The sequence below is a fragment of the Nocardioides sp. NPDC101246 genome (assembly GCF_044767415.1).
GTDB lineage: Bacteria > Actinomycetota > Actinomycetes > Propionibacteriales > Nocardioidaceae > Nocardioides.
On the sequence record NZ_JBIWNX010000027.1, the window covers coordinates 1 to 15,502 of the forward strand.

The 15,502-nt window shown below is 68.5% G+C and carries 15 protein-coding genes; 9 read left to right on the forward strand and 6 right to left on the reverse strand.

Annotation, left to right across the window (positions count from 1 at the left end):
* The 9 genes from ACIRON_RS30140 to ACIRON_RS30180 form a co-directional block, all read left to right on the forward strand.
* Nucleotides 1–807, forward strand: an 807-nt coding sequence (locus tag ACIRON_RS30140; RefSeq protein WP_402998874.1) for a colicin E3/pyocin S6 family cytotoxin, incomplete at its 5' end; no start/stop codon positions are given.
* A 416-nt stretch (nt 808–1,223) separates the two neighbouring features.
* The gene (locus ACIRON_RS30145) at nt 1,224–1,511 is read left to right on the forward strand and encodes a hypothetical protein (RefSeq protein ID WP_402998877.1); all 288 of its coding nucleotides are present in this window, start codon (nt 1,224–1,226) and stop codon (nt 1,509–1,511) included.
* 141 nt (nt 1,512–1,652) lie between these two features.
* On the forward strand, nt 1,653–2,876 hold the full coding sequence (locus ACIRON_RS30150; protein ID WP_402998880.1) for a transcriptional regulator: 1,224 nt from the start codon (nt 1,653–1,655) through the stop codon (nt 2,874–2,876).
* Nucleotides 2,877–2,974: 98 nt separating this feature from the next.
* Nucleotides 2,975–3,490, forward strand: coding sequence for a (2Fe-2S)-binding protein (locus tag ACIRON_RS30155; RefSeq protein WP_402998883.1), 516 nt, complete (start codon nt 2,975–2,977; stop codon nt 3,488–3,490).
* Nucleotides 3,487–5,964: a xanthine dehydrogenase family protein molybdopterin-binding subunit gene (locus ACIRON_RS30160; RefSeq protein ID WP_402998886.1), complete on the forward strand. Its 2,478-nt coding sequence runs from the start codon at nt 3,487–3,489 to the stop codon at nt 5,962–5,964. Before ACIRON_RS30155 ends, ACIRON_RS30160 begins: the two co-directional genes overlap by 4 nt.
* Nucleotides 5,961–6,815: an FAD binding domain-containing protein gene (locus tag ACIRON_RS30165; protein ID WP_402998889.1), complete on the forward strand. Its 855-nt coding sequence runs from the start codon at nt 5,961–5,963 to the stop codon at nt 6,813–6,815. Before ACIRON_RS30160 ends, ACIRON_RS30165 begins: the two co-directional genes overlap by 4 nt.
* A 3-nt stretch (nt 6,816–6,818) precedes the next feature.
* Nucleotides 6,819–7,505: an SRPBCC family protein gene (locus tag ACIRON_RS30170; RefSeq protein ID WP_402998892.1), complete on the forward strand. Its 687-nt coding sequence runs from the start codon at nt 6,819–6,821 to the stop codon at nt 7,503–7,505.
* Nucleotides 7,506–7,613: 108 nt separating this feature from the next.
* Nucleotides 7,614–9,095, forward strand: a complete 1,482-nt coding sequence (locus ACIRON_RS30175; RefSeq protein WP_402998895.1) for a flavin-containing monooxygenase — start codon at nt 7,614–7,616, stop codon at nt 9,093–9,095.
* 228 nt (nt 9,096–9,323) lie between these two features.
* Complete coding sequence (locus ACIRON_RS30180; protein ID WP_402998898.1) at nt 9,324–10,292, forward strand: AraC family transcriptional regulator; 969 nt, start codon at nt 9,324–9,326, stop codon at nt 10,290–10,292.
* Between the two features lie 3 nt (nt 10,293–10,295).
* Here ACIRON_RS30180 and ACIRON_RS30185 read toward each other — a convergent pair whose 3' ends face one another.
* From ACIRON_RS30185 to ACIRON_RS30210, 6 genes are all read right to left on the reverse strand, one after another.
* Entirely contained in the window at nt 10,296–11,027 is a 732-nt protein-coding gene (locus tag ACIRON_RS30185) for a hypothetical protein (protein ID WP_402998901.1), read from the reverse strand.
* Between the two features lie 76 nt (nt 11,028–11,103).
* Complete coding sequence (locus tag ACIRON_RS30190) at nt 11,104–12,006, reverse strand: VWA domain-containing protein (protein WP_402998904.1); 903 nt, start codon at nt 12,004–12,006, stop codon at nt 11,104–11,106.
* A complete protein-coding gene (locus ACIRON_RS30195) occupies nt 12,003–13,082 on the reverse strand; it encodes a VWA domain-containing protein (protein ID WP_402998907.1) in 1,080 nt (359 codons plus the stop codon). The genes ACIRON_RS30190 and ACIRON_RS30195 overlap by 4 nt, the downstream gene beginning before the upstream one ends.
* Nucleotides 13,073–13,576, reverse strand: coding sequence for a hypothetical protein (locus ACIRON_RS30200; RefSeq protein WP_402998910.1), 504 nt, complete (start codon nt 13,574–13,576; stop codon nt 13,073–13,075). Before ACIRON_RS30200 ends, ACIRON_RS30195 begins: the two co-directional genes overlap by 10 nt.
* A complete protein-coding gene (locus ACIRON_RS30205; RefSeq protein ID WP_402998912.1) occupies nt 13,563–14,390 on the reverse strand; it encodes a DUF58 domain-containing protein in 828 nt (275 codons plus the stop codon). Before ACIRON_RS30205 ends, ACIRON_RS30200 begins: the two co-directional genes overlap by 14 nt.
* A gap of 85 nt (nt 14,391–14,475) precedes the next feature.
* Nucleotides 14,476–15,489, reverse strand: coding sequence for a MoxR family ATPase (locus ACIRON_RS30210; protein ID WP_177191518.1), 1,014 nt, complete (start codon nt 15,487–15,489; stop codon nt 14,476–14,478).
* Between the last annotated feature and the right edge of the window lie 13 nt (nt 15,490–15,502).

Genomic DNA, 15,502 nt, shown 5'->3' on the forward strand with positions numbered 1-15,502 from the left:
ACTTCCTCCGTCATAAGCGTGATCGTCCTTCCGCCCCGACCTCACGCCGGGACACCACGCCAGACCTCCAAGAACACAATCCACGCGACAGACCCGGCTCGCAAGAAGGCTTGCAAAATTCCTGGGAACTCGTTTACAGCCAGCACCTTAGTGGCGATGGCGGACGGATCCAGGAGGCCGATCAAGGATGTAAGCCTTGGCGATCTGGTGATAGCAACGAACCCTGTCACGGGCGAGTCTGGGCCACGCAAGGTGGTGGACCTGATCCGTCACTACGGTCCGCATGTCATGGTTGCGGTGCGCCTGGCGGACGGGACCACGATCGATGCGACCGACGAACACCCCTTCTGGGTCACAAACCGCGGCGATTCGGGTGCGAGTGGCGGATCGTGGGTTGACGCGATCGACCTGCGGTTCGGCGACCGGCTCGTAACTAACGAGGACCGGCAAGTTCTCGTCGTTAGCGCCGGGGTGGCTGCACGGGATCTGATGGCATACAACCTAACGATCGAGGGGCTTCATACGTTCTTTGTGAGCGAGATTGATGTCCTCGTCCACAATGATTACGTTCCCGCGCCCAGCGACCTGCCTGGCTTCCCCGGGGCCAGAAGAGATACTCCGAAGACTCCGAAGAAGGGTGGCGGCCTGCGTAAGCGGTGGTCCTGGCAGGGGAAGATCCTTGAATGGGATTACCAGCACGGCGAGGTTGAGATGTATGACAAGCGTGGCAAGCACCTGGGTGCCTTCGATCCGGAGACTGGGGACAATATCAAGGGATCAGTGCCGGGCAGAGAGTGCAAAAGATGAGTTGGCGTATCGAAAGGTACAGGCGCTTCGGGCCGAGCCCGTATATCGACGAGATCGAAGTTCCGGAGCGCGTAACGGAGGATGCATTACGCAGAGCTATCGGGGTTGCTGGAGAGATTCGCGATGCAGAGTGGCCAGTTCAAGGCGCCCTGTTAGCGCTCCTGCGTCGCGAAGGTGTCGGAGGCGCCTTCCTTTCAAAGGGCCGCTCCGTTCTGTATGTCTACTTCCTCGGATATAGGGGTGATTGATGAGGCGGCTGGTCCTTCGACCTGCTGCCGGTTCGGCGTCGGGTCGAACTCGACGCGCAAGGTGACCCTGCGACAGGACGTTCTGAGACTCCTCGCAGAGCTGGGTGCGACCAAGAGGATCCGCAGCGCCGCGTCGCGCCGTGGACATCGATGGCTCAAGGAGGGCCAATGATCGAAGTGCCGGCAGGGGATCTCGCGCGGGTGCTTGGCGTCTTGCTCGAACATGTTCAGGACTCCGACGGTGTGATTCGCATCGACACCGATGAGTTCTGGTCGGTGCCTGCGATGGCGGCGTACGAACCGAATCAGGAGCCGGACGAGTTGACGATCGGGACGGTCACGCAGTCTTGGGAGTTTCTTCGCACCTTTCTCGAGGCCCCGGACAGCGCGATCGGATACGGCCTGGTCTGGGTCGCGGACGTACTCCGCGCCATCGGCTACGAGACACCTCGGTGATCGGCGACCGCGCATAGGGGTCGGATCCATCAAGAGGGGAGTACCGCTGAGGGGATCGTGACGCGGGTCACAGGGTGCTACCTTGGCAGAATCCAGCCTCAACGGCCGAGCTCGCTGGGCCGATCTCCTAGGGGGAGAGCGATGGTTCGTAGCGATCTGCAGGAGCGCCGCATCAGCGCGGCGCGGGCCTGGACCGCCTTCGTGGAGAGCGGCGATGCCGCCGAGGACTTCGTCAGGCCCGAGATCCTGACCAGCTGGACGCGCTCGGCGACGGCGATCAGACCCGACGTGCGCGAGGCGCCGCTGGCGGACGAGGACGAGACCCGGGAGATGTGGCGTGGCTCGCCGCTCCAGGTCGCGGTCGAGCGGGTCGAGGAGGAGCTGCGGTGCACGGCGGACGACGGTGACCTGGTCATCGCGGTCACCGACCCTGACACCCGGGTGCTGTGGACGTACGGCGGCCGGGTGATGCGCCACAAGGCCGAGTCGGTCAACTTCGTGCCGGGTGGCCGCTGGGACGACGAGAGCGCCGGCACGAACGCGCTCGACCTCGCCAACCGCACCAACACCCCGACGATGGTCTTCGGCCCCGAGCACTACGCGGAGGTCGTGCACAACTGGGTCTGCTGGGCCGCACCGCTCCACGACCCGGTCACCGGCAAGCACCTCGGCGTCCTCGACCTCTCGACCACCTGGGACCGCACCCATCCGATCGGGTTGGCCACGGCTCGGGTGATGGCGCGGCTCATCGAGGGTGCGCTGCCGAAGCTCCCGACCCAGCGGGACGAGGAGGCGATCGCGGAACCTGGCCTGGTGCTGACGCTGCTCGGCACCGCCGAGACCTGGCTCGACGGGCAGCGGCTGCTGCTCAACCGTCGCCAGACCGAGATCCTCGCCCTGCTCGCGCTCCACCCCGAGGGCCTCTCGCTGGAGCGGCTGCACGCGATGGTCTACGGCGACCAGGCGGTCACCTTCTCGACGCTCAAGGCCGAGGTCTCCCACCTGCGCCACGCCCTCGGCGGCCAGGTCGCATCGCGGCCCTACCGCCTGCTGATGCCGGTCGTGACCGACGTCGAGCAGGTCCTCGCCCTGATCCGCCACGGCCGGGTGGCCGCTGCTGTGGAGGCGTACGGCGGGGATCTCCTGCCCGGCACCAACAGCCCGGCGCTGGCCGAGATGGCCGAGTACGTCGCGGTCGCGTTGCGCGAGGCGCTGATCGCCGACCCGCAGCCGGACGCCGTGCTCAGCTACAGCGAGCTGGCCCCCTACGACACCGAGGTCGTCGACGTCTGTCTGCGCCGCCTGGGCAGCAGCGCCCACCCCGCGTTGCCCCTGCTCAGGGCACGCCTGGCGGCCAGCCGCTGACCAAGAAGGGGTACGCCGACCCGGCAGCCAACCGGAGCCCAACCCTGCGCGTCCTACTGTGATCTGGCCCACACAGTGACGTCTGGCAGGGAGACAACATGGCCCGGATCAGCATGCGCGTCGACGGTATGAAGGTCACCGACGACGTCGAACCGCGAACGCTGCTCGTGCAGTATCTTCGCGAAGGACTCGGTAAGACCGGCACGGTGATCGGTTGCGACACCAGCAACTGCGGCGCCTGCACGGTCCATCTCGACGGTGACTCGGTGAAGTCGTGCAACGTGCTCGCGGTGCAGGCCGACGGGTGCGAGGTGACCACGATCGAGGGCCTCGCCGACACGGTCGAGAGCGACCTCCACCCCGTCCAGGAAGCATTCCGCGAGTGCCACGGTCTGCAGTGCGGATTCTGCACGCCGGGCATGATCATGCAGTCCGTCGACCTGCTCAAGCGCAACCCTCAGCCCAGCGAGCACGAGATCCGTGAGGGGATCGAGGGCAACCTGTGTCGCTGCACGGGCTACCACAACATCGTCCGCGCGGTGCAGTACGCCAGCGGCCACCTGGCCACCGCCGCCAACCCGCGCGGCGCCACCGAGGAGGTGGACGCGCTGTGACCGCGGTAGAGGCACGACCCGACAAGACCAACGAGATCGGCCGCGACCGGCGACGTAAGGAGGACGCGCGCCTGATCACCGGACGGACCCGCTGGACCGACAACATCAACCTGCCCGGGATGCTGCACCTGGCGATGGTGCGCAGCCCGTTCGCCCACGCCCGGATCACGGGCATCGACACCAGCGCCGCGGAGGACTCCGAGGGCGTGGTGACCGTGCTGGCCGCCAAGGACTTCGACGAGAGCCTCGGCGCCTGCATCAACGCCTGGCCGATCACGCCGGACCAGAAGACGCCGGCCCACCCGCCGATCGCCACCGACCGGGTCACCTTCGCCGGTGAGATCGTCGCGATCGTGGCCGCCCGGTCCGCGGCCGCGGCCCGCGACGCCGCCGAGCTGGTCGAGGTCGACTACGACGAGCTCCCCGCGGTCGTCTCCCTCGAGGAGGCGGTCAAGGACGAGGTGCTCGCGCACCCCGACCTCGGCACCAACAAGTCCGCCCTGTGGGTCTTCGACAGCGCCCAGGCCGGCACCGGCGGCAACGTCGACGAGGCGATCGCCTCCGCGAAGAGCGACGGCATCGTCATCGAGCGCACCTATCGGCAGCAGCGCCTGATCCCGGCGTTCATGGAGCCGCGCAGCGTCGTGTGCGACCCGACCGGTGAGCAGATCACCGTATGGAGCGCCACCCAGATCCCGCACATCCTGCGGTTCGCGTTCGCCGCGACCACAGGCGTGCCCGAGTCGAAGATCCGGGTGATCGCGCCCGACGTCGGCGGCGGCTTCGGCGGCAAGCTCCAGCAGACGCCGGAGGAGATGATCGTCTTCGCGATGGCCCGCCGTCTCGGCAAGCCCGTGAAGTACACCGAGACCCGCTCGGAGTCCCTCCTCAGCGCGCACCACGGCCGCGACCAGATCCAGAAGCTGACCCTCTCGGCGACGAAGGACGGACAGGTCACCGGCCTCAAGGTCGAGCTCGACGCCAACCTGGGGGCCTACGTCGCCATCGTCGGCGGCGGTGTCCCGGTGCTCGGCGCCTTCATGTTCAACGCGATCTACAAGTTCCCGGCCTACCAGTTCAACTGCCAGACGGTGCTCACCAACACCACCTGGACCGACGCCTACCGCGGCGCGGGGCGGCCGGAGGCGACGTACGCCATCGAGCGGCTGATGGACGAGCTGGCCGCCGAGGTCGGGGTCGACCCGCTCGAGATCCGGGAGAAGAACTGGATCAAGCACGAGGAGTTCCCGTTCACGACCATCGCCGGTCTGACCTACGACTCCGGGAACTACGAGGCCGCGACCGCCAAGGCGAAGGAGATGTTCGGCTACGACGCGCTCCGGGCCGAGCAGGCCGAGCGCCGCGCCAACAACGACCCGGTCCAGCTCGGCATCGGCATCTCCACCTTCACCGAGATGTGCGGCCTGGCTCCGTCCCGGGTCCTCGGCAGCCTCGACTACGGCGCCGGTGGCTGGGAGCACGCCCAGGTGCGACTGACGCCGACCGGCAAGGTCGAGGTCATCACCGGGGCCAGCGCGCACGGGCAGGGGCACGAGACGGCGTTCAGCCAGATCGTGGCGGACCGTCTCGGCGTACCTTTCGAGGACGTCGAGGTGCTCCACGGCGACACCCAGATCGCGGCCAAGGGCTACGACACCTACGGGTCCAGGTCGCTGGTCGTGGGCGGTGAGGCGCTGGTTCGGGCCGCCGACAAGGTGCTCGAGAAGGCCAAGCCGATCGCGGCCCACCTGCTCGAGGCGAGCGTCGACGACATGGAGTTCACCGGCGGCAGGTGGACGGTGCGCGGCACCGACCAGGGCATGTCCATCGGCGAGCTGTCCACGGCGGTCTTCGCCGCGCACAACCTGCCCGACGGGGTCGAGGCCAACCTCGACTCCGAGGCCACCTTCGACCCGGAGAACTTCAACTTCCCGCACGGCACCCACCTGTGCGCGATGGAGGTCGACACCGAGACCGGGCAGGTGAAGATGCGGAAGTACGTCTGCTGCGACGACATCGGCAACATCATCAACCCGCTCATCGTCGCAGGTCAGGTGCACGGTGGTCTCGTCCAGGGTATCGCCCAGGCGCTGTGGGAGGACGCGGTCTACGACGACGCCGGGACCCTGGTGTCGGGCTCGTTCGTCGACTACCTGCTGCCGACGGCCGCCGACACGATCAGCTTCGACATCGACCACACCACCTCGCCCGCGACCACCAACACGCTCGGCACCAAGGGCGTCGGTGAGGCCGGCACGATCGCCTCCACGCCTGCGGTGGTCAACGCGGTCGTCGACGCGCTGCGCCCGCTGGGCGTGCACGACGTGGCCATGCCCTGCACACCGGAACGGGTGTGGCGGGCGATCAACGAGGGTTCGGCCGGTGGCGAGACCACCGGTGCGGCCGCAGCACACTTCGATCCGTCGACGGGCATGTCCGGGAACGTCGACCGCACGGAAGGAGACGTCCAGTGATTCCCGCATCGTTCGACTACGTCGCCCCGACCACGGTCGAGGAGGCGCTGGCCGCCCTCGCGCAGTACGGCGACGAGGCCAAGATCATCGCCGGTGGGCAGAGCCTGCTGCCGGTGCTGAGGATGCGCCTCAACGCCCCGGAGTGGGTCATCGACCTCGGTCGCATCGACTCGCTGCGCGGCGTACGTGACGAGGGCGAGGCGATCTTCGTCGGCGCCATGACGCGTCACTGTGACGTCGCGGCCGATCCTCTGGTCGCCGAGCACGCGGCGCTGGTCGCCCGTGCCACGGCGACGGTCGCCGACGAGCAGGTACGCCACCGCGGCACGTTCGGTGGCGCACTCGCCCACGCCGACCCGGCGGGCGACCTCGGAGCCCCGGCCCTGGCCCTGGACGCCGAGTTCGTCATCGCCGGGCCGGCCGGCGAGCGGGTCGTTCCGGGTGCTGAGTTCTTCCAGGGGCTCTTCGAGACGGCCGTCTCCGAGGACGAGCTGCTCGTCGGCGTACGGATCCCGAAGCACACCGGGTGGACCGCCCACTACGAGAAGTTCGTCCGGGTCGCCCACCAGTGGCCGATCTGCGCGGTCGGCGCGACCGTCAAGGTCTCCGGCGGCGTGATCGAGGGTGCGGCGATCGGTCTCACCAACATGGGCGCGACCCCGTTGCGGGCCGCCGGCGTCGAAGCCGCCCTGGTCGGCCAGCAGGCCACCGAGGAGGTCGTACGCAACGCCGCGGCCCTGGCCGCGGACGGTGCCGAGCCGCCCTCCGACCTCAACGGTGATGCCGACTACCGGAGTCACCTGGTCACGGTGCTGACCCGGCGTGCCATCACGAAGGCCCTCGGGGGCTGAGGCGTGGACCTGACGCACGAGTTCACGGTTCCGACCTCGGTCGAGGAGACCTGGGACAGCTTCCTGGACATCGGCTCGCTCGCCGAGTGCTTCCCGGGAGCCCAGGTCACCTCGGCCGAGGGCGACACCTTCACCGGCACGGTGAAGGTCAAGCTCGGCCCGATCGCCATGGTCTACGCCGGCTCCGGCACCTTCGTCGAGAAGGACGAAGCCGCCCGCCGCCTGGTCGTCGAGGCCAAGGGACGGGACAAGCGTGGCAACGGCACCGCCGGCGCCAACGCCACCTTGACGATGGCCCCGGAGGGCACCGGCACGAAGGTCGAGATCGTCACCGATCTCGCCGTCACCGGCAAGCCCGCCCAGTTCGGCCGCGGGGTGATGCAGGACGTCTCCGACAAGCTGCTCGGCCAGTTCGTCGCCTGCCTGGAGTCCAAGTCGGCTCCGGCCGAGGAGCCCCCCGCCGCTGAGGAGCCGTCGGGGGAAGCAAGCCCCGAACCGTCGGAGGCTGTCACCCCGGCGGGGTCACCCGCTCCGCGGGCCGAGGCGCCGAAGGGCGCTCAGCAGCCCGAGGCGATCGACCTCGGCGCCACGGTCGTACCGGTGCTCATCAAGAACTACGGCAAGAAGATCGCCATCGGGGTAGCCGTGATCGCGGTGGTGGTGATCGGCTACAAGCTCCTGCGAGGTTGAACCCGTCGCGCAAACCGGATACCACCCGCGCAACGGGGATAGCGAAGGGCCGTTCGACCTCTCTAGCGTTTCCATGACGCAGACCCCACTGCGAGAGGAAACAGAAAAGTGAAGATCGCGGTCATCGGTGCCGGGTTCGCAGGCGTAGCCTCGGCCAAGGTGCTCACCGAGCTCGGTCATGACGTCACCGTCTACGAGAAGGCCCCGGACGTCGGCGGCGTCTGGAGCCGGACCCGTCGCTACCCGGGCCTGACGACGCAGAACAACAAGGACTCCTACACGCTCTCGGACCTGAGGATGCCGAAGGTGTTCCCCGAGTGGCTCAGTGGCGAGCAGGTGCAGAGCTATCTCGAGATGTACGTCGAGAAGTACGAGCTCACCCCGATGATCAAGCTTTCGACCGAGGTGCGGAGTGCCCAGCCGGCTGGAGGGGGCGGCTGGGACATCGTCCTCGCAGGTGTCGACGGCGAGACGACCGAGCACCACGACCACCTCATCGTGGCCAGCGGCGTCTTCTCGGAGCCGTTCACACCTGCGTACGACGGGGTCGAGGACCTGGAGGCCGCCGGGGGCCGGATCCTCGCGGCGAGCGAGCTGCACGACCTGGAGACCGTCAAGGGCAAGGACGTCGTGGTCGTCGGCTACGGGAAGTCGGCCTGCGACGTGGCTGTCGAGATCGCCAAGGAGGCGGCCTCGACCACCGTCGTCGCGCGCCAGCTGCTGTGGAAGATGCCCCGCAAGATCAAGGGCGTCCTCAACTACAAGGTGCTGCTGCTCACCCGCATGGGGGAGGGGCTCTTCCCCTACCAGAGCATCAGCGGAGCCGAGAAGGTCCTGCACGCGGGCGGCTCGAAGATGGCCGGCTCGATGGTCGGCAGCGTCGAGTCGGTCACCAGCAGCCAGCTCAAGCTGAAGAAGCTCGGCCTGCTGCCCAAGGGCCAGTTCACCGACATCGCCCGCTCGACGGTCTCGCTGGCCACCGAGGGCTTCTTCGAGGGCGTCGAGGCCGGTGACATCGCCGTCGAGCGTGACACCGAGATCGCCGCTTTCGTGACGAAGGACGGCAAGCCGTACGCCGAGCTCGCCAACGGGCGCGCGGTGCCTGCCGACGTCGTGGTGACCGCGACCGGGTTCAAACAGGAGCTCCCGTTCTTCTCCGAGGAGATCTGTGACCAGCTCACCGACGACAACGGCGACTACCAGCTCTACCGCCAGATTCTCCCGCTGGGCGTGAAGGATCTGACCTTCGCCGGCTACAACTCCTCGTTCTTCTCGCCGCTCTCGGCCGAGATGAGCGCCGTCTGGATCGGCTCCCACCTCGGTGGCGGCCACGAGGTCCCACCGGTGGAGGAGATGGAGGCCCACGTCACCGAGCGGCTGGCCTGGATGCGGGAGCGCACCGACAACCACCACGCCCGCGGCACCAACATCATCCCGTTCTCGATGCACAACATCGACGAGGTTCTCAGTGACGTCGGCATCGATGTCAGCAAGCGGGTCAAGGCAGTGCAGTGGTTGCTACCCATCAACCCGAAGGCGTACGCCTCCATCACTCCCAGACTCGTGGAGAAGCTGGCAGCGAGGAGCTAGTACGGCGAGATGCCGGTACTCCTGGGTGGGACCGGCATCTCGTTTCAGCCGTTTGTTGGGGTAGTCCGGTAGCGAACTGCCTATTACTCGTCGGTATTTAGGCAGTTCGCTACCGGACTACCCCGACGAGGCCGGGACTTTTGGCAGTGATTGCGCCGCGTTCGCGTCGACGCGGCGGCGGCTCCGCTACGCTCTTCGGTCAATCGAGCCGCGCGCCAGGAGCCTCCATTGCCCCGTCCCCTGCTGGGTCGCCACACCGTTGTCGCCACCACTGACGTGGACCAGGCCAGAGAAGCCGTAGCCGAACGATTCTGTGCTCACTACCTGGCGCTGACCAAGGCTGGTTCCCACCTCGACATGGTGCACAACGCCGCGCCGCTGGGCGAGGACGTGATGCTCAACTACATGCGCTACGGCGACGAGGTGCGGATCACTCCCGGCACCTTCGACGACTTCTACCTGATCCAGCTCCCGCTGGCCGGCAGCGCCAAGGTCAAGGTGGGGGAGCAGGTCGTCCTCGCCGACCGCACCCGCGCCTCGATCGGCTCGCCGACCGAGGCGGTCGACATGCTCTGGTCCGACGGCTGCGAGAAGCTGCAGGTCTACATCCGGCGTAGCGCCGTCGAGGAGGCGGCCGCAGGCATCGGCGGCTCCGGGCCGGTGGTCTTCGACCCCACGCTCGACCTCGGCCGGCCCGAGGTGCGCGACTGGCTGAAGATGGTGCGGCTGGCCTACGACAACGTCGAGGCCGGAGGCTCGCTGATGAGCTCGCCGCTGGTGGCGGCGCCCTACGAGCAGGCGCTCATCGGGGGACTGCTGACGGTGCAGGCCAACACGTCCCTGCAGATCGTCTCCGAGAACGTCACGCCGACGATCTCCCGAGCCGTACGCATGGCCGTGGACCTCCTCGAGGCCCACCCCGAGCGCCCCTGGAAGGTCGCCGAGCTGGCTCTGGCGGTCGGAGTCTCCACCCGCACGCTGCAGGAGGCGTTCCAGCGCGACCTCGACACCACCCCGCTGGAGTACTGGCGGCGGACCCGGCTCGACCGTGCCTACACCGACCTGCTCACCGCCGACGCCACCGCCACCTCGGTCACCCAGATCGCCGCCCAGTGGGGCTTCTTCCACCTCGGCCGGTTCTCCCAGGCGTACCGGGCGCAGTTCCAGGAGCTCCCGTCTCAGACGCTCATGCGCTGAGGCTCACCACTGGGGCTCGTCGCTGAACCCGCCGTAGTCGTCGAGGTCGGCGTCGTCGCGGCGGTAGTCCTGACCGTCACCGTTGCGCCGGTCGAGCTTGTCCTCCTTCTCGTCCTCGCTCTGCGGCTCCTCGGGCGGGTCTTCCTGCTCGTTGGGCTTGATCCGCACCTTCGGGGTCAGCTTCTCCTTCAGACGCTCCTCGACGGACTCGCCCTGCTGGGACTGCTCGGGGCCCTGGCCTGCGTCGGTGGGGCAGTCGCCCTCGCGCAGGGTGGCCAGCGCCTCCTCGTAGGCGGCCTTCGCCCCGGCCTGGTCGCCGGCGTCCCGGGCGCGGTCGCCGATCGCCTCCTGGGTCAGCGACATGTTGATGCGTACGGTGCACTCGTGGTCCTCGGGCACGCGCTCCAGAGCCTCGCCGTAGTAGGCGATCGCACGGGCGTTCTCGCCGAGGAGGAAGGCCGCGTTGCCGGCGTCGAAGTGAGCGATCCACGGCTGCAGGAAGTTGAAGTCGCGGTTGGCCGAGTAGTGCTCCATCGCGGTCGCGGCGTCGCGTACGTCCCAGGCGTCCCGGCCACCGCGGTCGTGGTGATCCATCAGGATCACCTTCGCCAGGAAGGCGAGGCCGATCACCACCGGCACGATCCCGGCGAGCAGCAGCGCGCGCCGCACCTGCTCGCGAGGAGTGCGTAGTGGTTGCGACTCGGCCGGGTCGGCAGGCGTCTCGGTGAGGGTCATGCCACCGCCTCCGTAGCGCAAGCGCGAGAATACGGACGCGCTGGCCTGACATCTGTTGCCACTCGCTGACGCTCGCTCATGACAGCACCTCCTCGGCCTCGTGTGCACGGCGGCGGTGGCCCCACAGCTCCCACAGCAAGAGTGCCAGGAGCGGGAAGCCGAAGATCCATGCCCGGGACGTCTCGCCGCCGGCGGAGGTCTCCTCGGTGAGCATCTCGGAGTCCCATGTCGAGGCCTCCGTGGTGATCTCCTTGGTCTCCTTCGTCGTGCGGTGAAGCGTCTGAAGACCCATCTGACCTGCGATTTCACGCAGGTTGGCGAGGTCGATCCGGGAGCGGGCGTCCTGGCCCTCGCCGTTCTTGAGGTAGCCGTCCTGGGGACGTTCGTCGTCCCAGGGCATCCGGCCACCCTCCTCGGTGCCGTAGCCGAGCACCACGCCACCGGCCGAGAGGTCGTCGACCTCGGCGAACGACTGCTGGTCGACACCCTCGCGGGTGTTCTCACCGTCGGAGGCGAAAACCACGATCCGGCGCCGCTCGGGGAAGCGCTCCTGGTCACGCTGGAGGGCGTCGATGACCACGTCGCGTGGGGCGTCGACCATCGAGCCGGACCCGTCGAAGGCCCGCTCGGCGTAGAGCCCGTCGACCCAGGCGTTGAAGGCGGTGGTGTCGTAGGTGAACGGCATCTCGGTGCGGACGACCTCGCCACCGAAGGTGATCGCGCCGAACCGCACCGATGGCAGCGCGGCCGAGAGCGCCTTGAGGTCCTTCTTGAGCTGGGTCATCCGGGCCTCGCCGCCGGGCGCGTCCTCGGCGACCATCGACCGGGTCCGGTCGACCACGACGAGGACGTCGAGGTCGGCGGTACGCATCTCCGCAGGTGCCGCGCCCCAGGTCGGTCGCACCAGGACGACGACGGTGAGCAGGACGATCAGCACGCGGCGTACGAGGGTGAGGATCTGCCATCCCAGAGCGCTCATCGACCCACCTCGCTCCGTGGTGGGGTCTGCTGGTTCTGCTGGGGCCAGGCGAGAGGCGGAGTCGGCCGGGAGCCCGGGGATAGCCTTCCGGAGCGGACCAGGGCGTAGACCCACCCGGCGATCAGCATGAGCACCCCGACGACGATCGTGACGATCGGCCAGCCGGGAGCGTCGCGGATCTGGTATTTCGGCGGCTCGACGACCTCATCGGCGGAGAGCCGGTCGATGCCGGCCAGGATCGACTCGATCGATCCGTCGTCGCCGAGCAGCGAGAAGGTGCCGCCGGTGTCGGTCATCGCCTTGTCGAAGCTGGCGCGCTTGTCCTCCTGGAAGCTGAGGTCGGCCGAGCCGATGCCGTAGAGCTGGACGTCGCGCTCCTTGGCGAACTTGGTGGCCTCGGGCAGCGTGTAGACGGGCGGGCCGCCCTGCGGATCGTTGTCGGAGGCGACGATGACCGCCCGGCCGCGCTCGGGGTTGGACAGGTCGAAGCGCTTGACGCAGGAGACGATCCCGTCGCTGATCAGGCTCGCCCGCTCCTTGCCGAGATAGGTCCCGGCGACGTACTCCTGGTCGCCGAGGGCGAAGGCCCGGCCGGCCCGCGCCAGCTCGTCCTGCACCCAGCCGTAGTCGTCGGTGAGCGGGAAGACGGTGACCGCGGCGTCGCTCCACAGGACCAGGCTGACCCGCTCGCCGTTGAGACCGGCGACGAGCTGCGAGTACGCCTGGGTGACCTGGGTGTCCTCGTCGAACATCGAGGTCGAGGCGTCCAGGCAGAGCACGATGTCGCGGGTGGAGTAGCGGTTCTGGGTGATGTCGGTGGTCTGCGGCCGGGCGATCAGCCAGATGCAGCCGATCACCGCGAGCGCGATCCCCGCGGTCTGCCACCACGACAGCCACCGCTGCTGGGTCGCGAGCTCGCGGAACCGGGGGAGCCGCTTGAGCCGAGCGGTGTGAGCGACGAGCACCGCGTCGGCCGGGCGGCGGTGCACCCGGGCGGCGAACACGACGATCGCGGCGATCGCGATGATGGTGAGGACCAGCACGATCGCGCCGAGAACGGGCCATCTCAGGTCCATGTCGTCACCACCTGACGAGCCCGGCTCAGCGCCTCGGGGAAGCGCTCGGCCGCCTTGCCCTCCTCCTCGGAGGCGAAGGCGGGCGGGTACATCACCTCGACGGCCATCGCCAGCGGGCGCGTGCGGGGGTCGCTGCGTACGGTCGCCTTCAGGTCGGCGAGGACCATCTTGTCGGCCGGGATCTGGCTGACCTCGGCGACGTAGTCACGCACGGTGCGGCTCAGGTGCTGGTGACCGACCCGCGCCGGGACGTCGCCGCGATGCACCGCCCGTTCGATCCGATCGATCTCGGCCAGGTGCTCGGCACGGAGGTCGCGGGGCTCGGGCACCCAGGGCGTCTCGATCTCGACGACCGGCTTGCGCTTACGGGTCAGCACGATGACCACGAGGTAGTAGAGCGCCACCGCGGCGAGAAGCGCGAGCGCGAGCACCAGCCACCAGCCCGAGTGCGCCAGCGGCTGCTGAAACTCCTCGGGGACGCTACCGGCGCGCATGACGATGCCTCTGCAGGAGATGGAAGACCGCGCCGATGGCGGTGGTGTCGTCCTGGACGCGCTGGTAGGCGATGCCCAGGCGGTCCAGGGTGCCGCGCAGGCCGTGCTCCTCGGCGGCGGCCAGCTCGGCGTACTGGGACTGGAGGACGGCGTCGCCGGTGAGCCACCCGGGCAGAGCGGAGACGGTGTCGACGTCGACGGTCGGCGCGCCGCCGGCCACGGCGGTGGTGGGGTCGAGGTCGTCGATGCCGGCGACCAGGACCTCGTGCTGGACGGTGAGTCGGCGCAGGACCGCGGCCATCTCGTCACTGACCGAGTGCTCGTCGGTGACGACGAGCAGGATCGCTCGGCGGCGTACGTTGGTGGCGATGTGGTGCAGGACCGCGACGATGTCGGCCTCGGCGGCATCGGGGGTGATCGCGTCGTGGGCCTGTCCCAGCGCCCGCTCGAGCGCGACCTCGGTGTCGGCCGGCTTGGTGAGCTTCTGGGTCTCGGAGTCGCCGTAGACGACCGCGACCTTGTCGCCGTGGCGTACACCCAGCCAGCCGACCAGGCCGGCGGTGAAGATCGCCAGCTCGCGCTTGGTCGTGGTGCCGGTCGCCTGGGCCGCCATGCTCCGGCCGGTGGAGATCGCCAGCAGCACCAGATGCTGGCGCTCGGCGGTGAACCGCTTGACCAGCAGGCTCCGGGACCGAGCCGTCGCCTTCCAGTCGATGTCCTTCACATCGTCACCGGGGACGTACTCCCGCAGGTCGTGGAAGTCCATGCTGCGCCCGGTCTGGAGGCTGGCGTACTCCCCGTCGAGCAGTCCCACGACCTTACGGTGGGCATGGATCATCAACCGCGTGCGGATCCGGGGAAGGTACGTCGCCATTCTGTGCCTGATTTCCTGGCGCCACTCAGGGGCTCGGGACAGCGCGGACGAGCGCGTCGACCAGCATCTCGGGCTGGACCTTCTCGGCCAGCGCCTCGAAGCTGAGGTGGAGCCGGTGGCGCAGGATGCTGTGGCGCAGCTCGCGTACGTCCTCGGGAGTCACGTAGGAGCGGCCGAGCAGCAGCGCCGCCGCTCGCGACGCCTGCAGGAACGCGATCGAGGCACGCGGGGACGCGCCGATCTCGACGTAGGAACCCGTCTCCGGCCCGAGGAGCTGGCGGGCGTTGCGGGTGGCCTGGACGAGGGCGACGATGTAGCGCTTGATCGCCGGGTCGACGTAGACGCGCTTGGTCAGCTCCTGGAGCCAGATCACGTCGTCGGGGTCGGCGACCGGGCGGGTCTCCTCGTGGTCGGGGCCGAGCGTGCCGGCCTCGATGCGCTCCAGGACGACGAGCTCCTCGCCTTCGCTGGGGTAGTTGACGATCTCCTTGAGCAGGAACCGGTCCATCTGCGCGTGCGGGAGGACGTAGGTGCCCTCCTCCTCGATCGGGTTCTGCGTGGCGAGCACCATGAACGGGCGCGGCAGCGGGTGGATGTGGCCGGCGATCGACGTCTGGCGCTCCTGCATCGCCTCGAGCATGGCGCTCTGGGTCTTGGCGGAGGAGCGGTTGATCTCGTCGAGCAGCACGAAGTTGGCGTGCACCGGGCCGAGCTGGGTCTCGAACTCGTGGTTGCGCTGGTCGTAGACCTGGGTGCCGATGATGTCGCTGGGCAGCAGGTCGGGGGTGCACTGGATCCGGGAGAACTGCGCCTTGACCGTCTGGCTCAGGGTGCTCGCGGCAAGCGTCTTGGCCAGGCCGGGCACGCTCTCGAGCAGCACGTGACCTTCGGAGAGGAGCGCGATCAGCAGCGCCGTCCGGAGCCGCTCCTGGCCGACCACGCGGCTGCTGAAGGCGGTGCTGACCCGCCCGACGATCTCCTTCGCCCTGGCGATCTCTTCAGCGGACGGCGGGGCGAGGGTTGGTGCGGTGGTGGTCAAGGCGGCTCCAGGG